The organism is Tardibacter chloracetimidivorans (assembly GCF_001890385.1).
Classification (GTDB): Bacteria; Pseudomonadota; Alphaproteobacteria; order Sphingomonadales; family Sphingomonadaceae; genus Tardibacter; species Tardibacter chloracetimidivorans.
This window is the reverse complement of sequence record NZ_CP018221.1, coordinates 783,688-807,879: the sequence shown is the minus strand read 5'-3', so window position 1 is coordinate 807,879 and position 24,192 is coordinate 783,688. Positions and strand designations below refer to the sequence as shown.

The 24,192-nt window shown below is 65.4% G+C and carries 23 protein-coding genes and 1 tRNA gene; 10 read left to right on the top strand and 14 right to left on the bottom strand.

The features are described 5' to 3' along the window. Positions 1–3: 3 nt before the first annotated feature. The 7 genes from trbJ (at position 4) to BSL82_RS04125 (ending at position 5,580) form a co-directional block, all read left to right on the top strand. Positions 4–756, top strand: a complete 753-nt coding sequence (gene trbJ, locus BSL82_RS04155; protein WP_072596171.1) for a P-type conjugative transfer protein TrbJ — start codon at positions 4–6, stop codon at positions 754–756. A 123-nt stretch (positions 757–879) separates the two neighbouring features. Then, positions 880–2,181: a P-type conjugative transfer protein TrbL gene (gene trbL, locus BSL82_RS04150; protein ID WP_072596170.1), complete on the top strand. Its 1,302-nt coding sequence runs from the start codon at positions 880–882 to the stop codon at positions 2,179–2,181. Between the two features lie 3 nt (positions 2,182–2,184). After that, positions 2,185–3,018 carry a conjugal transfer protein TrbF gene (gene trbF / locus BSL82_RS04145; protein WP_072596169.1) on the top strand — a complete coding sequence of 278 codons (834 nt, stop codon included), beginning with the start codon at positions 2,185–2,187 and terminating at the stop codon, positions 3,016–3,018. After that, on the top strand, positions 3,015–3,872 hold the full coding sequence (gene trbG, locus BSL82_RS04140) for a P-type conjugative transfer protein TrbG (protein WP_072596168.1): 858 nt from the start codon (positions 3,015–3,017) through the stop codon (positions 3,870–3,872). Before trbF ends, trbG begins: the two co-directional genes overlap by 4 nt. After that, positions 3,869–5,119: a TraB/TrbI/VirB10 family type IV secretion system protein gene (locus BSL82_RS04135; protein WP_072596167.1), complete on the top strand. Its 1,251-nt coding sequence runs from the start codon at positions 3,869–3,871 to the stop codon at positions 5,117–5,119. The genes trbG and BSL82_RS04135 overlap by 4 nt, the downstream gene beginning before the upstream one ends. A 2-nt stretch (positions 5,120–5,121) precedes the next feature. Next, positions 5,122–5,358 carry a DUF2274 domain-containing protein gene (locus BSL82_RS04130; RefSeq protein WP_072596166.1) on the top strand — a complete coding sequence of 79 codons (237 nt, stop codon included), beginning with the start codon at positions 5,122–5,124 and terminating at the stop codon, positions 5,356–5,358. Positions 5,359–5,364: 6 nt separating this feature from the next. Next, on the top strand, positions 5,365–5,580 hold the full coding sequence (locus BSL82_RS04125) for a helix-turn-helix domain-containing protein (RefSeq protein WP_072596165.1): 216 nt from the start codon (positions 5,365–5,367) through the stop codon (positions 5,578–5,580). Between the two features lie 119 nt (positions 5,581–5,699). On the opposite strand, the gene BSL82_RS04120 is transcribed toward BSL82_RS04125, so the two are convergent. The 6 genes from BSL82_RS04120 to BSL82_RS04095 all read right to left on the bottom strand — a co-directional run bounded on the left by BSL82_RS04120 (position 5,700) and on the right by BSL82_RS04095 (position 11,578). After that, positions 5,700–5,775, bottom strand: a tRNA-Lys gene (locus BSL82_RS04120). Positions 5,776–6,010: 235 nt separating this feature from the next. Then, positions 6,011–7,126, bottom strand: coding sequence for a rod shape-determining protein RodA (gene rodA, locus BSL82_RS04115; RefSeq protein ID WP_072596164.1), 1,116 nt, complete (start codon positions 7,124–7,126; stop codon positions 6,011–6,013). Beyond that, complete coding sequence (gene mrdA / locus BSL82_RS04110) at positions 7,123–9,120, bottom strand: penicillin-binding protein 2 (protein WP_072596163.1); 1,998 nt, start codon at positions 9,118–9,120, stop codon at positions 7,123–7,125. The genes rodA and mrdA overlap by 4 nt, the downstream gene beginning before the upstream one ends. After that, positions 9,102–9,635 carry a rod shape-determining protein MreD gene (mreD, locus tag BSL82_RS04105; RefSeq protein ID WP_072596162.1) on the bottom strand — a complete coding sequence of 178 codons (534 nt, stop codon included), beginning with the start codon at positions 9,633–9,635 and terminating at the stop codon, positions 9,102–9,104. The genes mrdA and mreD overlap by 19 nt, the downstream gene beginning before the upstream one ends. Beyond that, entirely contained in the window at positions 9,632–10,471 is an 840-nt protein-coding gene (gene mreC, locus BSL82_RS04100) for a rod shape-determining protein MreC (protein WP_158010676.1), read from the bottom strand. Before mreC ends, mreD begins: the two co-directional genes overlap by 4 nt. A 66-nt stretch (positions 10,472–10,537) precedes the next feature. Next, the gene (locus BSL82_RS04095; protein WP_072596160.1) at positions 10,538–11,578 is read right to left on the bottom strand and encodes a rod shape-determining protein; all 1,041 of its coding nucleotides are present in this window, start codon (positions 11,576–11,578) and stop codon (positions 10,538–10,540) included. A 190-nt stretch (positions 11,579–11,768) separates the two neighbouring features. Here BSL82_RS04095 and mutL point away from each other — a divergent pair, with 190 nt between their 5' ends. Next, a complete protein-coding gene (gene mutL / locus BSL82_RS04090; protein WP_072596159.1) occupies positions 11,769–13,544 on the top strand; it encodes a DNA mismatch repair endonuclease MutL in 1,776 nt (591 codons plus the stop codon). A 359-nt stretch (positions 13,545–13,903) separates the two neighbouring features. Here mutL and BSL82_RS04085 read toward each other — a convergent pair whose 3' ends face one another. From BSL82_RS04085 to BSL82_RS04075, 3 genes are all read right to left on the bottom strand, one after another. After that, the gene (locus tag BSL82_RS04085) at positions 13,904–14,290 is read right to left on the bottom strand and encodes a glycine zipper 2TM domain-containing protein (RefSeq protein ID WP_072596158.1); all 387 of its coding nucleotides are present in this window, start codon (positions 14,288–14,290) and stop codon (positions 13,904–13,906) included. A gap of 122 nt (positions 14,291–14,412) precedes the next feature. Further along, on the bottom strand, positions 14,413–14,682 hold the full coding sequence (locus BSL82_RS04080; RefSeq protein WP_072596157.1) for a hypothetical protein: 270 nt from the start codon (positions 14,680–14,682) through the stop codon (positions 14,413–14,415). Between the two features lie 145 nt (positions 14,683–14,827). Further along, positions 14,828–16,372 (bottom strand): 2-isopropylmalate synthase, encoded by a 1,545-nt coding sequence (locus BSL82_RS04075; RefSeq protein WP_072598584.1) that lies wholly within the window; start codon positions 16,370–16,372, stop codon positions 14,828–14,830. 351 nt (positions 16,373–16,723) lie between these two features. Between BSL82_RS04075 and wrbA the strand changes: the two genes are divergently transcribed. Continuing rightward, positions 16,724–17,332, top strand: coding sequence for an NAD(P)H:quinone oxidoreductase (gene wrbA, locus BSL82_RS04070; protein ID WP_072596156.1), 609 nt, complete (start codon positions 16,724–16,726; stop codon positions 17,330–17,332). Between the two features lie 32 nt (positions 17,333–17,364). After that, entirely contained in the window at positions 17,365–17,988 is a 624-nt protein-coding gene (locus BSL82_RS04065; RefSeq protein ID WP_072596155.1) for a YceI family protein, read from the top strand. Positions 17,989–18,011: 23 nt separating this feature from the next. On the opposite strand, the gene BSL82_RS04060 is transcribed toward BSL82_RS04065, so the two are convergent. The 5 genes from BSL82_RS04060 to BSL82_RS04040 form a co-directional block, all read right to left on the bottom strand. Further along, positions 18,012–19,301 (bottom strand): O-acetylhomoserine aminocarboxypropyltransferase, encoded by a 1,290-nt coding sequence (locus tag BSL82_RS04060; protein WP_072598583.1) that lies wholly within the window; start codon positions 19,299–19,301, stop codon positions 18,012–18,014. Between the two features lie 204 nt (positions 19,302–19,505). Continuing rightward, the gene (gene ilvC / locus BSL82_RS04055) at positions 19,506–20,525 is read right to left on the bottom strand and encodes a ketol-acid reductoisomerase (RefSeq protein ID WP_072596154.1); all 1,020 of its coding nucleotides are present in this window, start codon (positions 20,523–20,525) and stop codon (positions 19,506–19,508) included. A 107-nt stretch (positions 20,526–20,632) separates the two neighbouring features. Further along, positions 20,633–21,148, bottom strand: a complete 516-nt coding sequence (gene ilvN / locus BSL82_RS04050; RefSeq protein WP_072596153.1) for an acetolactate synthase small subunit — start codon at positions 21,146–21,148, stop codon at positions 20,633–20,635. Between the two features lie 8 nt (positions 21,149–21,156). Beyond that, positions 21,157–22,908, bottom strand: a complete 1,752-nt coding sequence (locus BSL82_RS04045; RefSeq protein ID WP_072596152.1) for an acetolactate synthase 3 large subunit — start codon at positions 22,906–22,908, stop codon at positions 21,157–21,159. 198 nt (positions 22,909–23,106) lie between these two features. Further along, a complete protein-coding gene (locus tag BSL82_RS04040; protein ID WP_072596151.1) occupies positions 23,107–24,171 on the bottom strand; it encodes a collagen-binding domain-containing protein in 1,065 nt (354 codons plus the stop codon). Positions 24,172–24,192 lie beyond the last annotated feature (21 nt).

Sequence of the window (24,192 nt, the reverse complement as noted above, 5' to 3'; positions counted from 1 at the left end):
GACGTGCCCCGTATCCCCCTCCGCAAATATGCGATCGCCTCCGCGCTCGGTCTGAGCGCGACCGGCGCCCTCATCATGGGCGTCAGCATGACCAGCACGCCGGCGTCGGCGCAGATGAGCGTGTTCGATACGTCGAACTACACCCAGAACCTGCTCACCGCCGCTCGCACGCTCCAGCAGATCAACAATCAGATCCAAAGCCTCCAGAACGAGGCACAGATACTGATCAATCAGGGCAAGAACCTCAGCCGGATCGATTTCCCGCAGCTCAGCGAGCTTCGGCAGCGGCTTCAGCAGATCGACCAATTGATGGGCCAGGCGCAGGGCATCGACTTTCGAATCGATCAGCTCGACGATCGCTATCGCCAGCTATTCCCCGACAGCTTCGATCAGACCTTCCGGCGCGATCAGCGCCTGGCCCGGGCACGCGATCAGCTCGACACAGCGATGACCTCTTTCCGGCAGACGATGGGCGTACAGAACCGCATCGTCGACAATGTCCGCAGTGACACGCAGGCGCTCGCCGAGATCGTGTCGCGCAGCCAGCGCGCGGAAGGTGGTTTGCAGGCACAACAGGCGACCAATCAGCTGCTCGCGCTCACCGCCAAGCAGCAGCTCCAGATTCAGAATCTGATGGCCGCACAGTTCCGCAGCGAATCGATCGAGCAGGCGCGGCGCGGCCAGATTGCGCGCGAAGCGCAGGAATCGACACGGCGCTTCCTTGGCGACGGCAAGGCCTACACGCCGCGGCAATGAACTGAGGGAGGGCGGTCCCCCAGCTCCCCGGACCGCTTTCTCTCGTCGCGGGGGCCGTTGGGCTTCCCCCCTCATGGCCGCCGGCCCCCGCGACACCTCCCACGCAAAAGCAGGAACAGCGACTTGAACGACCTTAATGTCATCGATCAGTTCATGGAGGCGTTCATCGCCTACATCGACAGCGGCTTCGGGCTGTTGGGCGGCGACGTTGCGTTCCTCACCACCATCCTGATCGGCATCGACATCGCGCTTGCCGGGCTCTTTTGGGCCTTGGGTGGCGAGGATGACGTGATCGGGAAGTTCCTGAAGAAGATTCTCTATGTCGGCGTCTTCGCGCTGATCCTCAACAGCTTCTCGACGCTCTCCGAAATCATCTTCCGCTCGTTCGCTGGCCTCGGTCTGACGGCGGGCGGCAGCGCCATCACCGCCGATGATCTCCTACACCCCGGCCGTCTCGCGGGCACCGGCTTCGAGGCGGCCTGGCCACTGCTCGAGCGGGCGAAGGACTTGGTCGGTCCGATCGCCTTCTTCGACAATTTCGTCGAAATCGCCGTGCTAGTGATCGCCTGGATCATCGTCATCGTCGCCTTCTTTATTCTCGCGATCCAGCTCTTCATCACCATCCTCGAGTTCAAGCTGACCTCGCTCGCCGGCTTCCTGCTGGTGCCGTTCGCCTTGTGGAACCGCACGTCGTTCCTTGCCGAACGCGTGCTCGGCAACGTCATCAGCTCGGGCATCAAGGTGATGGTGCTCGCCGTCATCGTCGGTATCGGCTCCAACTATTTCGCTGACTTCGTAAGCGCCCTGCAGGGGCAGGAGCCCAATATCGACCAAGCCGTCTCGCTGATGCTGGCAAGCCTCGCGCTGTTCGGGCTCGGAATCTTCGGTCCCGGCATCGCCTCGGGCCTCGTCGCCGGGGCGCCGCAACTCGGCGCGGGTTCGGTTGTCGGCACCGCCGCACTCGCCGCCGGCGGGCTGGCGATGGGCGGTGCCGGCGCCGTCGCGGCCGCCCGCGGCGTTGCTGGCGCCGGTCTTGGTGCGATCCGGGCCGGCACGTCGATGGGAAGCGCCGCGTCCACCGCCTACAGGCTCGGGCAGGAGACATCCGGCTCCGCAAGCGTGGGCGCCGGCCTCGGCGGCATGGCGACCGCGGCCAGAGGTGCCGCCTCCAATTCGATGCGCGGCGCCTTTGGAATCCGCGAGGCGGCCGAACGCGGCCAGCAGGCCGCGTGGCAGGCAGGCTCCACATTCCCCGCACCGGCTGCGTCCGAAGGTGCCGCTTCCTCAGGATCGGCGCCCGCCTGGGCGCAGAAGCTTCAGGCCAGCCAGACCGCGCGGCACCGCCGTCAGATGGCGATCCACGCCGTTCGCGACGGCGACAAGGGCGGGGCCTCCGCCACTCCCGACATCAAAGAGAAGGACTGAGCTATGCGATTCAAACGCGCCTTGCAGCGCTACGGACAGACGCCCGAACCGGAGACGCCCTATCAGCGCGCCGGACAATTATGGGACGAGCGCATCGGCTCGGCGCGTGTGCAGGCACACAACTGGCGGCTGATGGCGTTCGGCGGGCTGTTCCTCACCACCGGCCTCTCGGGCGCGCTGGTCTGGCAGTCGATGCAGAGCCGCGTTGTGCCCTATGTGGTCGAGGTCGACAATCTCGGCCAGGCGCAGGCGGTCACCCCGGCCGCCAAGGATTACCGGCCGACCGATCCGCAGATTGCGTGGCATCTTGGCCGTTTCATCTCCAACATCCGGTCGCGGTCGCTCGACGCCGTGCTGATGCGCGAGAACTGGCTATCCGCCTACGACTTCGCGACTGAGCGGGGATCGCTGTTCCTCGGCGAATATGCGCGGACGGCCAATCCGTTCGCGGAGGTCGGACGGCGCACCGTGTCCGTACAGGTAACGAGCGTCGTGCGCGCATCCGACACCAGCTTTCAGGTGAAATGGACCGAACAGCAATATGAGCGCGGCAGCCTCGCCAGCACGTCGCGCTGGACGGCGATGGTGACGGTGAAGATCCAGCCGCCGCGCTCGGCCGACGTGCTGAGGAAGAACCCGCTTGGACTCTATGTCGATGCGATCGACTGGAGCCGCGAGCTGGAAACGCCGGCCGATCGGCCGCCCGCGCCGACGCCCGTGTCAGCGCCGCTACCCACGTCCGCACCGCCTGCTGATCTCCCGCTCGGCTCGCCGCTCGATCCCGGTCTTGGACAGCCGCCCCAGCCCCCGCAGACCCCGGAAAGGAACGCCCAATGATCCGACCCATTCTCCTGTCGGCGAGCCTGTTCGCGCTCGCCCCTCTCACTCTGGCACCCGCCGCCGCGCAGACGCGCGAGGCCGCATCGCCAACGGCCCGCGTGACCGCTGCTAACCGGGCGGCACTGCGAGAGCCGTCGAGCGCGGGTTATATCCATGCCGTGCAGGTCTATCCTTACTCGGAAGGCGTGCTCTACCGGCTCTATGCCGCGCCCGAGCGCGTGACCGACATCGCCTTGCAGCCGGGCGAAACAGTCACGTCGGTCGCAGCGGGAGATACGGTGCGCTGGACGGTCGGCGATACGACGAGCGGCAGCGGTGAGACCCGCCGCACACATATCCTCGTGAAGCCCTTTTCCGCAGGACTGCGCACGAACCTTTTCATCACGACTGATCGTCGCGCCTATCACCTGGCGCTGGAAAGCACCGCCACGACCGCGATGGCTGCGCTTTCGTGGACCTATCCCCAAGATGAGCTGATAGCGCTCCGCCGTACCCAGGCAGCAGCCGAGGCTGCGGCACCGATAGCGTCCGGCCTTGCCGTCGAGAGCCTCAACTTCAACTATGCCGTTTCCGGGGACAAGCCCGCTTGGCGGCCACTGCGTGCGTTCGATGATGGGCGGCAGACGTTCATCGAGTTTCCGGCGAGCATCGCGGTCGGCGAAGCGCCGCCGCTGTTCGTGACCGGCGACAATGGCGAAGCCCAGCTCGTCAACTACCGCGTCGCTGGCCGCTATTATGTCGTCGATCGCCTGTTCGGCGCGGCCGAGCTGCGCCTTGGCGAGAAGCGCCAGAAGATCGTCCGCATCACGCGCGGCGATCCCGCGCGCACTTCCCGGCGGAGGGCGTCGTGACCGACGCACCTATTCCGCCCGCCGCGCCCGCAGCCCCCGCAGCCAAGGCCGATCCGGAAACGCTGGTGCTGCGCGCGGCGCCCGGCCGCGTCACGCGGTTCCGGCGGGGGGCGATCATCGCCATTGCCGCCGCGGGTTCGACCGCGATCGTCGGCGTTGCATGGCTGGCGCTGAAACCCACGACGTTGAGCCTGGTCGCGTCGAGCGATGACAAACAGGTCGCTGCGAAGGCGCCACCAGACGCGCTCGCGGGCGCGCCGAAAGGATATGGTGATGTGTCGCAGCTCGGGGCACCGCTGCCCGGCGACCTTGGCCGGCCGATCCTCAACCATCAGCGCGGCATCGGCGCTGTAGCCCCGGTCGACCCTGCCACCGATGCGGCGGAGCGTGCCGCGCGGGACGCTGAGGCGGAGCGGCAGCGGATCGCGGCCGAGCAGAAGGCGGCACGGGAATCGGCCGTGATGTTGCAGATTGCGGGGACGACGCAGCGAGCCGCGGCGGCGCCGCCAGCATCGGATGCGGCGGCCAGTCCCACCGGCCCGGATAATGCCGCGGCGACAAAATCCCTCGATCCCGCGCGCGATCCAGGCGCGCAGGAGCGCAAGAACGCGCTGGTCGGCCGGTCAAATGCCGGGGACGACATTAATCCGCATCGGCTGACCGCGGCCCCATCACCCTACACGCTGAGCGCCGGTAGCGTGATCGCGGCCAGTCTGATCACCGGGCTGAACTCCGATCTTCCGGGGCTGGTAACGGCGCAAGTGACCGAGAACGCCTATGACAGCGTGACCGGGCGGATATTGCTTATCCCGCAGGGTTCGCGGCTGATCGGAAGTTACGATAGCGTCGTCGCGTTCGGACAGAGCCGCGCTCTTTTGGTTTGGCAGCGTATCATCCTTCCCGATGGATCGTCGATCCGCATCGACAATGTCCCGGCGACCGACACAGAGGGCTATGCGGGGCTGTCCGACCGGATCGACCGTCATACGTGGCAGCTCTTGAAGGGAGTCGCGTTGTCGACGTTGCTCGGCGTCGGCACCGAACTTAGCTTCGGCAGCACCGAAAGCGATCTTGTCCGCGCGATCCGCGAATCCGCGCAGCAGAGCGGCGCCCGCGCCGGCGATCAGTTCGTCACCCGCAATCTCAACATCCAGCCGACCTTACGGGTGCGTCCGGGTTGGCCGCTCAGGATCGTCGTACACAAGGATTTGGTATTGTCGCGGCCTTGGCGGACGGCGGAGCGTTGACCATGCCCGATATCAAGCTCCGCAGGCTTCCCGACCGGACACCGGTGAAGATCACCATCACCTTGTCGCCGGAATTGAAGAAAGCTTTGGACGCCTATTGCAAGTTTTACGAGAAAGCATACGGGCGCGCCGAGCAACCGGCCGAGGTTGCGTCGGCTATATTGGCGCATTTCCTCGAAAGCGATCGCGCCTTTCAACGCTCGCGGCCAACGGCCGAACACGGCACATCGTCTGACTGAACCGTCATGGCGCGCGCAGCGAACAAGGACGATCGGCTTTCCCCGATCGACTGTCTCACGGTCCGGATACCGGACGCCGCGCGGATGCTCGGGATCGGCCGCTCGACCTTTTACAAACTCATGCAGGCTGGGGAGGTCGAAACGATCAAACTGGGCAGGAGCACGCTAATTTCAGTTGCGAGCCTCGAAGCGCTCCTTAGCCGGCGACGGGGCGTAAAATAAAGGATGCCCCATCATTTGATGCGTTCGGCCCACTGGAACCTATGAGGAACCTATACAGAAAACTAGGTTCCATGCGGAGCGACGAGTTTTAAGAAAACACTGCAATTTCAAGGAGAAAGTGGTGGACGCACTTGGGCTCGAACCAAGGACCCGCTGATTAAGAGTCAGCTGCTCTACCAACTGAGCTATGCGTCCATTGCCGTTCCGGCAAGGCCCGATCCGGTCGGGAGCGCGCCGGGTAGCACTTCTCCGGGCGGGGGTCAAAACGAAAATGCGGCGCTGAAAGCCCCGCCGGAAAGCCAGCTCGGGTCGGCCTCTCCGCGCCTCAGGTCTCCCGCCGCCGCGCCTCGGCTCATCGAACGCCCGCCCGCACCGGACCCACCGCCTTGCGCTGCCGCCACTTCGCTCCGGCCCTACCAACACCTCCCCCTCAGATATGGCGGTAGGCCGCCGTCCTCCGGTTCGCGCGGTCTATGCCCAGCAGCACGCCCAGGCACAGCATCACCGTCATCATCGCCGATCCGCCATAGGAAATGAGCGGCAGCGGAATGCCCACCACCGGCGCCAGCCCCATCACCATCATCAGGTTGATGCAGATGTAATAGAAGATGCTGGCCGTCAGTCCGCCCGCCAGCAGCCGCTCGAACCGGCCTTCCGATGTCACTGCCAGCTTCCATCCCCAGCCCAGCACATAGGCGAAGGCCGCCAGCAGCACGATCCCGCCGGCCAGGCCCCATTCCTCGGCCATGGTCGCAAAGGCGAAGTCGGTGTGCATTTCCGGCAGATATTCCAGATGGCTTTGCGTGCCGTTGAGGAACCCCTTGCCGAACAGCCCGCCGGAGCCGATGGCGATCTTGGACTGGCTGATGTGATAGCCAGCGCCCAGCGGGTCGCTTTCGGGGTCAAGGAAGATCAGCACGCGCTTCTGCTGATATTCGTGCAGCTGCGTGTACAGCACCGGCAGCGCGGCTGCGATGACGCCGCCCGTGCCAAGGAACCACCAGAGCGGCAGCCCGGCCAGAAACATCACCGTCACCCCGCCGAAGGTGATCATCAGCGCGGTGCCCAGGTCGGGCTGCGCCAACACCAGCGCCGCTGGAACGCCGATCAGCAGCGCGGCCGGCCACAGCGCCTGCAGGCTGCGCAGATGGACGGCCGGCAGTCGCGAATAGAAGCGGGCCAGCACCAGTATCGCCGCAGGCTTCATGAACTCCGAAGGCTGCAGGCGGATCAGCCCCAGGTCCAGCCAGCGCTGGCTGCCGCCGCCGATCACGCCCATCGCCTCCACCGCGATCAGCGCGGCGAGGATCACCGCATAGACGGGAAAGGCCATTGCGGACCATCGCTCGGGCCGCACCCGCGCCAGAGCGATCATCGCAACGAAGAAAGCCACAAAGCGCACGCCCTGATTTGCCGCCCAGGGCGTCAGGCTGCCGCCCGCTGCCGAAAACAGCACGACAAGGCCGAACAGGCCGACGCCCGCCACCACCAGCAGCAACCGCCACGGCAGGCCCACCAGCGCGCGGGGCAGGGCGGGATGGCTCATTCGGCCTCTCCCGCGCCCATTGCGTTGCCGTCGTCGCCGGGCAGCGGTTGCCCGGTCCGGATCGCCTCCTCACGGGCGGCCTGTTCGGCTGCGCGCTGGGCTGCCTTGGCCTGCATCCGGTCCAGAATATCGCCGCCCCATTCCTTCTCAAGCGCTTCAAGCGTCTTCATCGCGCGCGCGGGGTCGTACAGCCAGGTCAGGCAGTCGCGGGCGATGGGGGCCGCCACGGCCGATCCGCCGATGCCATGCTCGATCACCACGGCGGCGGCAAAGCGGGGCGCGTCCACCGGGGCATAGGCGATGAACAGCGCATGGTCGCGCAGCCGCCACGGCAGCGCTTCGTTGCGGATCACGCCCCGGCGGCGCTCCGCCATGGAGATGCGGCGGACCTGGGCCGTGCCGCTCTTGCCCGCCATTTTGATGCCTTCGATCTGCATCCGCGCCCGCCCGGCGGTGCCCCCGCCGTTGACCACCGCGTTCATTCCGTCCCGCACCAGCTGGACATGGGCGGGGTCGATGGAGAGCGGCTTTTCCCTTGGCCGTTCGCCTCCAAGGAGGAGGGAGGGCGAAAGCGCCCGGCCGGACGCCACCCGGCTGCACATCACTGCAAGCTGAAGGGGGTTCGCCAGCACATATCCCTGGCCGATGGCGGCGGAAAGCGTCTCCCCCTCCAGCCATGGCTTGCCGTATTTCTTCTCCTTCCACGCCTGGTCGGGCACGGTGCCATATCGCTGCGAGGCGACCGGAAGCGCATATTCCTCGCCCAGTCCTAGCCGCCGCGCCATGTCGGCGATCCGGTCGATGCCGATGCGGCGGCCGAAGTGGTAGAAATAGATGTCGCAGCTCTGCGCGATCGCCTTGTTCAGGCTGACGACGCCGTGTCCGCCGCGCTTGTGGCAGTGGAAATAGCCCCCGCCCAGCCGATAGCGGCCGGTGCACACGACGGCGTCGGTGGGGGCGACCCCGTTTTCCAGCAGGGCGAGCGCGGTGGCCGGCTTGAAGGTGGACCCCGGCGGATAGAGGCCTTGCAGCGATTTGTTCAGCAGCGGCAGATGGTCGTCTTCCCGCAGCCCGTCCCACATGGTCTGCCTTATGCCGCCGCTGAAGGCGTTCGGGTCATAGGCGGGCATGGACGTCATCGCCAATATGTCGCCGTTGGTGCAGTCCATGATCACCACGGAGCCGCTGTGGTCGCCCAGCCGCCGCGCGGCATAGGATTGCAGCCCGCCGTCCACGGTCAGCCGCACCGTGTCGCCGGCGGTGGCGGGCAGGGTGGCGAGTTCGCGCAGCGGCCGGCCCCTGGCGTTCACTTCCACCCGCGCCGCGCCCGCCTTGCCGATCAGCTGCTTGTCCAGCGTCTTCTCAAGCCCGTCCTTGCCCACCTTGAATCCGGGAAAGATCAGCAGCGGGTCGCGCGTTTCCTGATATTGCTCGGCGCGCGCCGCGCCCACATAGCCCAGCAGGTGCGCCACCGCCGGGCCGGTCGGATAGACCCGCGCATAGCCCCGGATCGGCTGCACCCCGGCCAGTTCGGTCAGCCGCACGTTGATGGCGGCGAACTGGTTCCAGTCCAGGTCCTGCGCAATCTGGATAGGCTGATAGCCTTCCTTCTCGGCGACCTCCTCGCGGATAAGCGCAAGCTGCTCGGGGGAAAGGCCCAGAATGCCGCCAAGCTCAGCCAGCGTCGCCTCCAGGTCGCGCACCTGCTCGGGGATCAGCTGCACCTGGAAGTCGGGCCGGTTCAGCGCCAGCGGCTTGCCCGCGCGGTCCACGATCCACCCCCGACGCGGGGGGATGAGCTGCAGCGACACGCGATTGCTCTCAGCCAGCAGCTTGTAGCGTTCCTGCTCGAAGATCGAGAGATAGCCCATGCGCGCCGCCAGCAGCAGGCCGATGCCGCCCTGCGCCGCGCCCAGCACCAGCGCCCTGCGGGTGAAGCTGAACTGCTGGCTCGCTTCCGTCGGTGTCTGCGGTGTCAGTCGACGGCGAGCCACTGCCGCTCCGTCCACGCGGCAAGCCGCGCCATGATGGGAAAGAAGAGCACGGTGCAGATCATGCCGGTCAGCACGGGGGCGAAGGGCAGGGGCAGGTTCACCAGCGCCAGCAGCTTATAGGCGATCAGCTTGCCAAGGATGATGGCGGCCGCCGCCAGCGCCCAGTCCATGCGCTGGTCGCGCAAGGGGAAGCGCGGCTCGATGATCGCCAGCGCAAGCAGGGCCAGCGGCCACACCGTCGCCGATACGCCCACCGGCTGGCCCGTCAGGATATCGGCCACGATGCCAAGCGGCAGGCCCGCCCAGGGCGCGACCATGTCGGGCCGGTAGAGCCGCCATGCGATCAGCAGCGCGAATGCGAGATCGGGCAGGACCGGCAGCGTCGTGACAAGCGGCACGACCGCCACCAGCAGCAGCGCTCCCACGATCGTGAGCGAGGGGACGACCAGCGGCCAGCCGCGCGTAAGCTCGCGCACCCGCTCATGGCTTTCCATCTGCCGCCAGGGCGCGATCATCGACGCTGCTCCGGCAAGGTGGCTTTGCGGGTGGGGGTCACGCGCGGGACGAACGGCTCCTCGACGATGACGAAGCCCAGCTTTTCGGGCGCGACGGCGGGCCGGGCGAGCGCGCCCTCCACGGTCGGCTTCACTACCACCGCGACCGCGACGTCGGGGGGATAGATGCCGCCCGCGCCCGATGTGATCAGCAGGTCGCCGGGGCGAAAGGGATTGCGGTCGGTGATCACCGTCTTCACTTCCAGCAGCGCGTCGTTCCGCCCGAACACCAGCGCCGGAGTGCCGTCGCGCACCATGGCGACCGGAACGCGGCTGTCGACATGGGTCAGCAGCATCACCCGGGCCGCGTTGCTGCCCGTCTCGATCACGCGGCCGACGAGCCCGGACGGCTCCCGCACCGGCTGGCCAACGGCGACTCCCTGCCGCCTGCCTGCCGAAAGCACGGCCGTGCTCGACGGCGAGGAAGGTGATCCGCCGACGATCCGCGCGGATGCGATCATGCGCGGGTTCGGCTCGCTCAGGTCCAGCAGCGCCTTCAGCCTTGCGTTCTCCCGCTTCAGCGTGCGGGCGCGGACAAGCTCGGGCACGGCCTGCTCAAGCTGCGCCTGCAGCGCCCGGTTGCGCGATACGGCGCGGAAGTGATCGTCGATCATATCCACTCCTGCCGCCGCCCAGCGGAACGGCGCGCCGATGGCCGCTGCGATGGGCGCGGTCACGTCCAGCGCCACGCCGCGCGCGCCGCTGACATCGTCATTCCCGAAGGCCGACCTCACCAGCAGCACGACGCCCACGACGATCGCCAGCACCGACAGCACAAGGCCGACGAACGCGCCCATCTGGGCCCGCCTCGAAAATCCCGATCTACGCCATCCCTTGTCGGCCATGACAGGGCGGTCTCAGCTTCAGACGGACAACAGGACGCCGCGAAACACCGGATCCTCAAGCGCTCGCCCGGTGCCGAGCGCCACGCAGGTCAGCGGGTCTTCGGCCACCGTCACCGGCAGGCCGGTCGCTTCGCGCAGCACCTCGTCAAGGCCGCTCAGCAGCGCACCGCCGCCGGTCAGCACGATGCCCTGGTCGCAGATGTCGGCGGCGAGTTCGGGCGCGGTGTTCTCCAGCGCAAGCCGCACGCCCGACACGATGGTGGCGACGGGTTCCGCCAGCGCTTCGGCGATCTGGCCCTGGTTGACCGAGATTTCCTTGGGCACGCCGTTCACCAGGTCGCGGCCCTTGATCTCGATCGTGCGGCCGACGCCATCGGCGGGCGGGCGGGCCACGCCGACTTCCTTCTTGATCCGTTCGGCCGTGGCTTCGCCGATCAGCAGGTTGAAGTTGCGGCGCACATAATTGGTGAGCGACTCGTCCATCTTGTCGCCGCCGACGCGCACCGAAGTCGTATAGGCGATGCCGCGCAGCGAAAGCACGGCCACTTCGGTGGTGCCGCCGCCGATGTCGACCACCATCGATCCGATCGGCTCGGTGACAGGCATCCCGGCGCCGATCGCCGCCGCCATCGGCTCATCGATCAGATACACCTGGCTCGCGCCCGCGTTCGACGCCGCGTCGCGGATCGCGCGGCGCTCGACCGAGGTGGAGCCCGACGGTACGCAGATCACGATTTCCGGCCAGCGCGGGAAGCGGCGCGGCCCATGCACCTTCTGGATGAAGTGCTTGATCATCTGCTCGGCCACGTCGATGTCGGCGATCACGCCGTCGCGCAGCGGGCGAATTGCTTCCACGCTGTCGGGCGTCTTGCCCATCATCAGCTTGGCGTCGTCGCCGACCGCCTTCACGCGCTTCACACCGTTGATCGTCTCGATGGCGACGACCGACGGCTCGTTCAGAACGATGCCCCGTCCCCGCACATAGACCAGCGTGTTCGCAGTGCCGAGATCGATCGCCATATCATGGGACATGAAACTGAACAGACGACTGAAGATCATATAGAGCCTTACCCCGATTAGACGCCCCGTGGCCCGCCGGAACGGGCATGTGGACTTGCGTCCGCGCGCCCGGTGCTGATTCGCCTCTTTCCGTTGGACCCCGACCGGCACGCACAATGGCGGCTTGCGCTCGCTGCGTCCAATGGTTTTCCATTGGCGATGCGGCCACTTGATCGGCTAGTGCAGTGTCATGACCATTCGTCGTCTGCCGGAGCACCTGATAAACCGCATCGCCGCGGGCGAGGTGGTGGAGCGTCCGGCCAGCGCATTGAAGGAACTTGTCGAAAACGCGATCGATGCGGGCGCGCGGGCGATCCACGTTTCGCTCGCCGGCGGCGGCACCGGCCGGATCGAGATCGCCGACGACGGCTGCGGCATGACGGCGGGCGAAATGCGCCTTGCGGTGGAACGCCATGCCACGTCCAAGCTGGTCGGGGACGATTTGGAATCGATCGCCACCCTGGGTTTCCGGGGGGAGGCGCTTCCCTCCATCGCCAGCGTGGCCGCGCTCACCATCGAAAGCCGCCCGGCGGATGGGGAGGGCTGGCGGATCAGGGTCGACAACGGCCGCATGGTGGCAGACGAACCCGCGGCCGCGCCGCCCGGCACGCGCGTCACTGTCGAGAATCTGTTCGCGCAGGTGCCCGCCCGGCGCAAGTTCCTTCGCTCCGAACGGGCGGAGCTTGGCGCGTGCGTCGATGTCGTGCGCCGTCTCGCCATGTCCCGGCCGGACACGGGCTTCACCCTTGTGCACGAGGGCAGGCGGCAGATCGCCGTCCAGCCGGGGCAGGAGCGCGCCGTCAGGGTCGCCGCCCTGCTCGGGGGGGAGCTTGCCGACAACAGCATCGCCATCGATTTCGCACGCGGCGATCTCACGCTTGCGGGCGTCGCCGGGCTGCCGACCTACAATCGCGGCGTCGCCGATCATCAGTTCCTGTTCGTCAACGGGCGTCCGGTGAAGGACAGGCTGCTCGTCGGCGCACTCCGCGCCGCCTATCAGGATATGCTCGCGCGCGACCGGCATCCCGTCGCCGCGCTGTTTCTGGATGTTCCCGCCGATTTCGTCGACGTCAACGTCCACCCGGCCAAAACCGAGGTGCGGTTCCGCGATCCCGGGCTTGTTCGGGGCATGATCGTCGGCGGGCTGCGCGCGGCGCTGGACGGGGCGGGGCATCGCTCGGTCCAGCGGCCATCGGCGGCGGCGCTTGGAAGCTGGGTGAGCGAACCCTTCGCGCCCGGGTCATCGCCCCCGTCATTGCCGTCGCGCGGCTTTGCCTTTGCTTCGCCGCCCGCCCAGCCATCGGTCTGGGACCGGCCGCAGAGCTTCGCGCCGCCGCCCATGGCCCGCGCCGAACCGGCTCATGCGCCCGTGCCGCAGACTGCAAGCTATCCCCTTGGCGTCGCGCGCGGGCAGGTGCGCAACACCTATATCGTCGCCGAGGCGGAGGACGGGCTCGTCATCGTCGACCAGCACGCCGCCCATGAACGGCTGGTGCTGGAGCGGATGCGCCGCGCCATGGCCGATGGCGGCGTGTCGTCGCAGGCGCTGCTGCTTCCCGAAGTGGTGGAACTGGACGAGGCGGCCTGCGACCGGCTGGAAGCGCGGGCGGCGGAGCTTGCCTCCTTCGGGCTGGAGTTGGAGCGTTTCGGCCCCGCCGCCATGCTCGTCCGCGCGACGCCCGCCCTGCTCGGGCAGGGGGACGCAAAGGGGCTCGTCACCGATCTTGCCGATGAACTCGCCGCATTCGATGAAGCCCTGTCGTTGAAGGAAAGGCTGGATCAGGTGGCCGCCACCATGGCCTGTCACGGCTCGGTCCGTGCCGGGCGGCCGCTGTCGGTCGCCGAGATGAACGCGCTGCTTCGGGAGATGGAGGTCACGCCGCACAGCGGCCAGTGCAACCATGGCCGCCCCACCTGGGTGAAGCTCGGCCATGGCGATATCGAGAAACTGTTCGGGCGAAAGTGACCGGCGGGCCGAAAAATTCCGCTGTCCTACATCGAACCGTATCGGTTAGGTGATTCGGGTCTCGGCAGGTCGACATGCGCGGGACGGACGTTCTTCCAGCAATGGAGGAGATGACCGGCGCGGACGTCCCGGAAACAAGCCGAACGTTCGCAAGGCACATAGTCAGCAAGCCGACAGGTCCGTTTGTCCGTCATCGAGTGGCGGGCCGGGCTGCCGCTGGCGTCAAATCCCGACGTGCGATCACTCTCCAAATCCCAATCGTCGGGTCCGGGCACAAAACGCGGCAACTCCGCGCCGGTCATCAGTTCCCATTCCGCCACCCGGCAGGCAACCCGCCCGCCGGGCCAGTGGCGTGTGTGCTAGCGGCACTGCACTCCGTCACGGTCGATCGCGCGGCCGATCACAGCGCCCAGCCCGCCGCCGATGATGGTGCCAAGCGTCTTTGAATCGCCCGGTGCTATGATGTTGCCAAGCACGCCGCCGCCGACCGCGCCGATGATAAGGCCCGTGGTTCCGTCGTCGCGCTTGCAGTAATAGCGTCCGTCGCGCCCGCGATAGATGCGGTCGTCATGGCTCAGGCGGCGCGCCTTGTAGGACCGCCCGTCGCGGTAGTAGCGATCGGCATACCAGGCTTCCCGCGCGTCCTTGGCGCGCTTGCCATGGGCGGGCGCCCAGGGGGGCGGATCGGCAAGCGCGGGCGCTGCGATCGATGCGGCGATCATGGCTCCAAGCAACCGTGCCTTCATCTTCAATCTCCCTTTTCGTGGGTTTTCTCTATCCCCGATCCAGCACCATGTCATCTGACTGGATGCTGAAGCGACCGTTACGGCGGCGTTAATGTGGGGAGGGGTGTGTGTGTGTGTGTGTCCTACCAGACCGGCAGGCGCATCTTCATCTTCACCTTGCGGCCAGTCCATTTGAAGATCGTCTCCGGGCGGTCGCGGTACAGGCTGGGGGTGTCGGGCAGCATCCAGCGCGAAGCCATGAGATCGGCCGGTTGCCGCTTCGGCAATATCGGGAGGTGGCGCGCGGCCGAAACTGCCCCCGCCCTCGGCTGCGTATAGGCGGCCGCATTGGCCGCGTCCCGGATCAGAAAAGCGCCGATCATCGCAAGCGCCGCTTTCATCCAGCCGGGCATGACTTCCTCCGTTACGCTACGGAAAGAAGCCCTTGGTCAGCCGACCCGTTCCGCCCCGCAGCGGCAGGGCGTGGCCACGATTGGACAAAAGGAGTCGCCGGAAGCGTGTCCCGGCGGCTCTGCCTCATTTCAGGACAGGGTTGCCTCAGCCCGCGATGCGCGCGTCCGGCGCGGATTTGCCGCGCTTCACCATCAGCTTGTTGAGCGCGTTCACATAGGCGCGGGCCGATGCGACCATGGTGTCGACATGCGCGCCACGGCCCCGCACCGTCCGCCCGTCTTCCGAAAGCAGCACCGATACCTCGGCCTGCGCGTCGGTGCCGCCGGTGACGGCGTGAACCTCATAGCGTTCCAGCACCGACGTGTCGTGCGGCACGATCACCCTTATGGCGTTGAACAGCGCGTCCACCGGACCGTTGCCGCGCGACGTGACGGTCTTTTCCTCGCCGTCCACGTCCAGCGTCAGTATCGCCCGTTGCGGGCCATTGGACCCGCAATAGATCTCCACTTCCTTCACCTGGATGCCGTCGTGGCCGCGCAGCACCTCGTCGTCGACAAGGGCGATAATGTCCTCGTCATAGACGTGCTTCTTTGCATCGGCGAGCGCCTTGAAGCGGTGGAACGCATCCTGAAACTCGTTGTCGCCCAGCTTGTAGCCCAGTTCCTCCAGCTTCTGGCGGAATGCGGCGCGGCCGGAATGCTTGCCCATCACCAGGTTCGACGCGGTGAGCCCGACGCTCTCGGGTGTCATGATCTCATAGGTCGATGCGTCCTTGATCATGCCGTCCTGATGGATGCCGCTTTCATGGGCAAAGGCGTTCGCGCCCACGATCGCCTTGTTCGGCTGCACCTGAAATCCGGTGATGCCGGAGATCATGCGGCTGGCGCGGGTGATCTCGGTCGACACGACATTGGTGCGATAGGGCATCACATCGTGGCGCACCTTCAGCGCCATTGCGATTTCCTCGACGGCGGCATTGCCCGCGCGTTCGCCGATGCCGTTGATCGTCGATTCCACCTGCCGCGCGCCCGCCGTCACCGCCGCCAGCGTATTGGCGACGGCGAGGCCCAGGTCGTTATGGCAATGGGTTGAAAACACGACGAGATCGCTGTTCGGCACCCGCTCGCGCATTTCGCGGAACATGCGGCCATAGGTTTCGGGCGTCGCATAGCCCACCGTGTCCGGCAGGTTGATGGTCCGCGCGCCGGCCTTGATCGCCACTTCGATCGCCCGCGCCAGAAAGTCGGGATCGGATCGGGTGGCGTCCTCGGCCGACCATTCGACATCGGGCACCAGATTGCGCGCCAGCGACACCGATGCGTTGATCGCCTCCAGCACCTCCTCGGGCGTCTTGTTCAGCTTCACCCGCATATGGAGCGGGGACGTGGCGATGAAGGTGTGGATTCGCGGGCGCACCGCATGTTTGACGGCGGCAGCCGCGCGTTCGATGTCGGCGCTCGCCGCACGGGCGAGGCTGGCGACGGTCGCCTTCTTGCACTGGCGCGCCACTTCGCTCACCGCCTCGAAATCGCCTTCGGAGGCGATAGCAAAGCCTGCCTCGATAATGTCCACGCCCAGGTTTTCGAGCTGGTCGGCGACCTTCAGCTTTTCTTCCAGGTTCATGGAACAGCCGGGCGATTGCTCGCCGTCGCGCAGCGTGGTGTCAAAGATCAATACTGTATCGGTCATCTTGCGCACTCCGTTGCCCGTTATAGGGTCCGGATTGAAACTTTCGGGTGGAGTTTAGCCCTTAGGCGCTGATGCTCGAAGCCTTTATTCAGGCCAAGCGAAAACGGCACGCCTAAGGGCGTGTAAGTCGTAGAAGCGCAAAGGTGCAGGCGCAGTGCATGTCCGGGGCTTAACCAACCGCGCCCGAATTGTCCAGACCCTGTGGAAGGACAAGGCCGTCGACCCGACAGGTTTTTCGAAGTTTTCCTTCAAGATTTTGCCGGTTCCCTGGAACAGATCGCCGCAGCTATGTCTTCAAAGGCAGCGTCACAGCGCGGTCAGCGCGGCGGCGGAAGCTTCACGGAGTGTCCCATGAGCAAGATTTTGATCGCATTCTATTCACGCAACGGCTCCACCGAGGCGCTCGCCAAAGCCGTGGCGGAAGGCGCGCAGGCGGCCGGGGCGGAGGTCAGGCTGCGCCGGGCGCGCGAACTGGTGAGCGAGGAGGTGATGAAGGCCGCGCCGGGCTGGCTGGAAAATGCCCGGCGGATGAATGCGGCCTATGAAGCGCCCACCACGGCCGATGCCGAATGGGCCGATGGCATCATCCTCGGCACGCCCACGCGCTTCGGCTCGGTAACGTCCGAGTTGAAGGCATGGATCGACGGGCTGGGCGGGCTGTGGGCGAAGGGCGCGCTCAACGGCAAGGCGGGCAGCGCCTTTTCATCCACCTCCACCGCTCATGGCGGCAATGAGGCGACGATCCTCGGGCTCTATCCGCCTCTGGCGCATCTGGGTCTGGTGATCGTGCCGCCCGGCTATGCGGATCCGGTGATGTACGCCGCCGGTACGCCCTATGGCGCGACGAGCATTTCGGGGCAGAATGCGACCCCGCCCACCGATGCCGATCTGGCGGCGGCGCGCTTTCAAGGCAGGCGGGTGGCAGAGGTTGCTGCTGTACTTGCGCCCTTGCGCGGTTAAGCTGCGTGGTCTTTTTCGGAAGGAGAGCGGAGATGAGGGCATTTCTAGGATCGGTTGTCGCGCTGGGCTTGGCCGTATCGGCTCCGATGGCGTCGGCGCAGACAGCGCCCGGCACAACGAGCACACAGGGAATCAAGGCTGGCGTCTATCAGGTCGACCCCGCTCATACGCAGGTGGTCGCCAAGTATATGCATCTGGGTTTCAACCCCACCTACATCTTCTTTGGCGAACCATCGGGTTCGCTCACGCTCGATCCGGCCAAGCTGGCCAACAGCAAGGTGGAAATCACCATTCCCCTGGCCAATCTGCGGACCAATGTCGACAAGTTCACCGATCATCTGAAATCGCCCGACTTCTTCGACGCGGCTAAATATCCCGAGATCAGGTTCGTCTCCACCTCGGTCAAGCCGACCAGCGCGACGGAGGCGGACATCGCCGGCAATCTCACCGTTCATGGCGTGACCCGTCCGGTGACGATAAAGGCCGAATTTACCGGCCAGGGCGCAAATCCCATGACCAAGGCGGCGACCGTCGGCTTTGTGGGACGGACGCAGATTCAGCGCAGCGAGTTCGGCGTCGGAAAGTTCGTGCCGATGGTCGGCGACGAGGTGACGCTGAAGATCACCGCCGCGTTCGAGCAGAAAGCGGCGGAGTAACCCTTCAGGTCAAAAAGCCGGGATCAAAGCAGGGCGAACGCCTGCGCAAGATCGGCGATGATGTCGTCGGGGTGTTCGATCCCGATCGACAGGCGCACCACATCCGGCCCTGCGCCCGCGCCAACAAGGGCTTCGTCATCCAGCTGGCTGTGCGTCGTCGATGCCGGATGGATGATGAGGCTGCGCGTGTCGCCGATATTGGCGAGGTGCGAGAACAGCTTCACCGCGCCGACCAGCTTGATCCCGGCGTCACGTCCGCCTTTCAGGCCGAAGGTGAAGACCGCGCCGCCGCCCTTCGGCATGTAACGCTGCTGGAGCGCGTGATAGCGGTCGTCTTCCAGCCCGGCATAGGACACCCATGATACTTGCGGTTGGGCCTTCAGCCAACGCGCGACGGCGAGCGCATTTTCGCAATGGCGCTGCATCCGCAGCGGCAGCGTCTCGATGCCGGTCAGGATCATGAAAGCGTTGAACGGCGACAGCGCCGGGCCAAGATCGCGCAGGCCTAGCGTGCGGCAGGCGATGATGAAGGCGATGGAGCCGAAGGCTTCGGTGAAGACCTTGCCGTGATAGCTGGCGTTCGGCTGGCTCATGGTCGGATATTTGTCGCTCTTCGCCCAGTCGAACCGGCCGGAATCGATGATCGCGCCGCCGATCGAATTGCCGTGTCCGCCAAGGAACTTCGTCAGTGAATGAACGACGATGTCCGCGCCATGTTCGATCGGCCGGCAGAGATATGGTGTCGCCATGGTGTTGTCGACGATCAGCGGCACGCCCGCCTTGTGCGCCACTTCGGCGATCGCGGCTATGTCGGTGACGACCCCGCCCGGATTGGCGAGCGATTCGATGAAGATCGCGCGGGTGTTCTCGTCAATGGCGGCGGCGAAGGCGGCGGGATCGTCGGCGTCGACGAAGCGGCTTTCCCAGCCCATCTTGCGAAAGCTCTGGCCAAGCTGGTTGATCGAGCCGCCATAGAGCTTGTTCGCGGCCACGATATTGCAGTCCGGCTCCATAAGCGTGTGAAAGACGATGACCTGGGCGGCGTGGCCGCTGGCGACTGCAAGCGCCGCCGCGCCGCCTTCCAGCGCGGCAAGGCGCTCTTCGAGAACGCCCGTCGTCGGGTTCATCAGCCGGGTATAGACGTTGCCGAACTCTTCAAGGTTGAACAGCGAAGCGGCGTGTTCAGGGCTCTGGAAGACGTAGGACGTCGTCTGGTAGATCGGCGTGGCGCGCGCGCCGGTGGTCGGATCGGGCGCGGCTCCTGCATGGACCGCAAGGGTTTCGATCTGCTGCGGCGTCGCCTCGTCTGTCATGTGACCCTCCATCGTTTCGCCTTCTTTTGGGCGCGGGCGGGGAGGGGGATCAAGCCGTATTATTTCGCAATCGCCACCCACCGTCATCCCGGCGAAGGCCGGGATCCATGAACACGGTTTATCCCGAAAGGGCTGTGTTCATGGAGCCCCGCGCGCGCGGGAATGACGAATGGTGCCTGGTTCCAAAGGGCGTCCGGGACGACCTCAGTTCTTCGATTTGTCGACCAGCTTGTTCTTGGCGATCCACGGCATCATCGCCCGCAGTTCGGCACCGACCTTTTCGATCGGATGCTCGGCGGCCAGCTTGCGGGCGGCCTTCAGTTCGGGCTGACCGGCGCGGTTGTCGAGCACGAAACGGCTGACGAAGCGGCCCTGCTGGATGTCGGCGAGGACGCGCTTCATTTCCTTTTTAGTTTCATCGGTGATGATGCGCGGGCCGGTGTGGATGTCGCCATATTCGGCGGTGTTCGAGATCGAGTAGCGCATGTTGGCGATGCCGCCCTCATACATCAGGTCCACGATCAGCTTCACTTCGTGGAGGCATTCGAAATAGGCCATTTCCGGCGCATAACCGGCTTCGACCAGGGTTTCGAAGCCCGCCGTGATGAGGTGGCTGAGACCGCCGCAAAGCACCGCCTGCTCGCCGAACAGATCGGTTTCGCACTCTTCCTTGAAGGTGGTTTCGATGACGCCGGCGCGGCCGCCGCCGATAGCGGACGCATAGGACAGCGCAACGTCATGCGCGTTGCCCGAGCTGTCCTGAGCGATTGCGATCAGGCAGGGCACGCCGCCGCCGCGCTGATATTCCGAACGGACGGTGTGGCCGGGGCCCTTGGGCGCGATCATGAACACGTCGATGTCGGCGCGCGGTTCGATCAGGCCGAAATGCACGTTGAGGCCATGGGCGAACGCAAGCGCCGCGCCGGGCTTCAGATTGTCCTTCAGGTCGTCATTATAGATCGCGGCCTGATGCTCGTCAGGGGCCAACACCATGATGACATCGGCCCATTTGGCGGCCTCGGCGTTGGTCATCACCTTGAAGCCCGCGGCTTCCGCCTTCTTGCCCGTCGCGGAACCGGCGCGCAGCGCGACCGCAACTTCGCCGACGCCCGAATCCTTCAGGTTCTGGGCATGGGCATGGCCCTGGCTGCCATAGCCGACGATGGCAATCTTCTTGCCCTTGATCAGAGCGACATCGGCGTCGCGATCATAATAAACGCGCATTTCTTCTTCCCTTTTCTTGATGGCTCGAAGGCGGCCTCAGCTCGGTGTTGGCGGTCGCTCTAACGATTCACTTGGTCATGGACAAGCCGCCGCTTAGGGTCCGGGCCCTAGGTCAGTTCCTTGCCCCGCGATATGGCGGCCACACCGGTGCGCGCGACCTCCAGCAGTCCCACTTCCCGCATCAGTCCGACAAAGGTGTCGATCTTGTCGGTGGTTCCGGTCACTTCAAAGATGAAGCTGGATATCGTCGCATCGACCACGCGGGCGCGATAGACTTCGGCCAGGCGCAGCGCCTCGATGCGATGATCGCCGGTGCCGGCCACCTTCACCAGCGCCATCTCGCGCTCGACATGCGGCCCCTTTGCGCTCAGGTCATTGACCGAATGCACCGGGATCAGCCGGTCGAGCTGGTGGATGATCTGCTCGATCACCTCCGGCGTTGCCTTGGTGACTATGGTGATGCGGCTGACGGCGTGGTTTTCCGTCACATCGGCCACGGTCAGGCTCTCGATATTATAGCCGCGCGAGGTGAACATCCCCGCGATTCGCGCCAGTATGCCCGCTTCATTGTCGACGAGGATCGACAGTGTGTGCCGTTCGGCGGCTTGTTTCTTGATATGCATGTTCGTCCCTAAACCAGCGCCTTGGCTTCGTCGTCCAGTTCGCCCGCGACCTGCGTGCCCTGCAGGATCATATCGGTATGCGACGCGCCCGACGGGATCATGGGAAAGCAATTGGCGACCTTCATCACCCGGCAATCCACCATCACCGGGCCGGGGGTGTCCAGCATCTGCCGGATGCCCGCGTCCAGTTCCTGCGGCCCCTCGATCCGGATTCCGGTCCATCCATAGGCCTCGGCCAGCTTCACGAAATCGGGCAGCGCTTCCGAATAGCTTTCGGCATAGCGGCTGGCATAGGTCAGCTCCTGCCACTGGCGCACCATGCCCATATATTCGTTGTTGAGGATGAAGACCTTCACCGGCAGCCGGTATTGCACGGCCGTCGACATTTCCTGGATGTTCATCAGGATCGACGCCTCGCCCGCAATGTCGATGACAAGCGCATTGGGGTTGCCGATCTGCGCGCCGATCGCGGCCGGCAGGCCATAGCCCATGGTGCCGAGACCGCCGGAGGTCAGCCATTTGTTGGGGCCTTCAAAGCCGAAATGCTGCGCCGCCCACATCTGATGCTGGCCGACCTCGGTCGTGATGATCGGCTTTTGCATGTGGGTCGCCTCCCACAGCCGCCTGACGGCCTGCTGCGGCAGGATTTCCTCGCCCTGCTGTTCGAACGCAAGCGATTTGACGGCGCGCCATTCGTCGATCTGCCGCCACCAATCGTCAAGGTTCTGCGCTTTTTCCTGCCGTGCCTTCCAGAGCTTTATCATGTCTTCCATGACGCGCCCGGCGTCGCCGATGACTGCCAGATCGACGCGAACCGTCTTGTTGACGGACGAGCGGTCTATGTCGATGTGGATCTTGCGCGAGTTCGGCGCAAAGGCGTCCAGCCTGCCGGTCACGCGATCGTCGAACCGCGCGCCCAGGCAGACGATCAGGTCCGCCTGGTTCATCGCCCAGTTCGCCTCATAGGTGCCGTGCATTCCCAGCATGCCAAGCCATTGCTGGTCGGACGAAGGGAATGCGCCAAGCCCCATCAGCGTCGATGTGACAGGCGCCCCGGTCAGCCGCGCAAGTTCACGCAGGAGATGCGAAGCGCCGGGTCCGGAATTGATGATCCCGCCGCCGGTATAGAGGATCGGCCGCTTCGCTTCCGCCAGCATGTTGACAGCCTGCTCGATCACGGCCGGGTCGGCCTTGACCTGCGGCCTGTAGGTCTTGTGCTCGATCTTGCCGGGTCGGCTGTAGGGGGCCGTTGCGACCTGAACGTCTTTCGGCAGGTCGATGACGACGGGGCCGGGGCGCCCGGACGTGGCGATGTGAAAGGCCTCGGCCACGGTCGGGCCGATCCTCGCGGGGTCCTTCACCAGATAATTGTGCTTTGTGCAGTGCCGCGTCAGGCCGACGGTGTCCGCCTCCTGAAAGGCGTCGGAGCCGATCAGATGCGTGGCCACCTGGCCGGTGAGGACGACGATGGGGATCGAATCCATAAGCGCGTCGGTGATGCCGGTGATGGCGTTCGTCGCGCCGGGGCCGGAGGTGACGAGCACGACGCCCGGCTTGCCGGTGGATCGCGCGTAACCCTCCGCCGCATGCACGGCGGCCTGCTCATGGCGGACCAGAATGTGTCGGATGCGCTCCTGCTTGAACAGCGCGTCATAGATCGGCAGCACCGCGCCGCCCGGATAGCCGAAGATCACCTCGACGCCCAGGTCCTGCAGCGTCCGGACCAATATCTCCGCTCCGCCCATTTCACCGGTCGTCATCACAAACTCCTTTTTCGCCGCAGCGCGGAAAGGCGGCGTCGCTACCTATTAAAATATTCCGCGTCAACCTTGTTGTGCGTAACTTTATTACAAGCCGTCGCCGGGCCTTGAGGGCTATATAGCGAAAACGCCGCCCCCTTGTCAGGGGCGGCGTAAGATTTGCGGGGGCGGCGTAAGATTTGCAGACGTGATCCGCGGTCAGGCGGTGGCGAGCGTCCGGTTCCGGTGCCGCAGGCTTACGCCCACCAGGCCGAAGCCGGCGATGAGCTGGAGCCAGGTGGCAGGTTCGGGAACGCCGGGCACCTGATATTCACCCGCATAGCCGCCCAGATGAACCTCGCCGTTCTGGGTGAGCGAGCCGAACACCGCCGAGCCCTGAATGTAGTTGTGGATGGTGCCGTGCGCCAGCGGAGCCAGCACCGATCCGCCGAACGCCGTTTTGAAGTTCAGGCTGGTGGCTTCGTGAAAGTTCCAGATCACATGCTGGCCAAGATTGTTCGTTCCGCCCAGGAAATTGTCGTTCAGCAGCGCGCTTGACCCGCTCACATTGACGATCACGGTGTCAAATCCATTGAGATTGAACTGGATCTCGCCGAACTGGTTGAACTGGCCGGAAGACAGGTTGAACACCGCCAGCGACGACCCGCTCGCAAGCGGCGAGAAGGTCGCCCGGTTGGATGCGATGCTCAGGGTGTCGGTAGCGGACAGCCCGGCCAGATGCGCCGACAGTCCCTTCAGGTCGGTGATCATCGTGTCGCGTTCCAGCACCAGCGAGTCCTGGAAGGACGGGTTCAGATTCTGGCCCGTCAGCACGGTCGCGCCGTTCGCGTTGATATAGCCGCTGGTGCTTCCCCCGATAGTGATGGCGCTGCCGGAACTGCCGTTGATGTTCTTGGCCTTGCCGCCGATCTTCACGATCTGAGCGGAGCCGTTCAGATTGAAGCCGCTCGTCATGTCGCCGCCGACGAACGCGCCCGAGCTGTTGTTGAGGTTCTTCGTCCCGCCCGTCACATTGCCGACCACGGTCAGGCCGGGTGTGGACGATGCCGGCAGGCTGTTGCCCTTGATGAAATAGTTGCTGGAGCTGCCGGACAGGTTGCCGCCCACAAAGGCGCGGCCTTCCACTTCGGACTTGGAGGTGAGGTCGCCGAGCGTGATGAGGTTCCATTTCTTCATCGCGTCCAGTCCGTCCTGCGGCGCGGCTGCGGCGGGCAGGGACGAAGCGACGAGGACGATGGCTGAAACAAAGATGCCGCGAAACATGAAACTCTACCTTTAACGAGA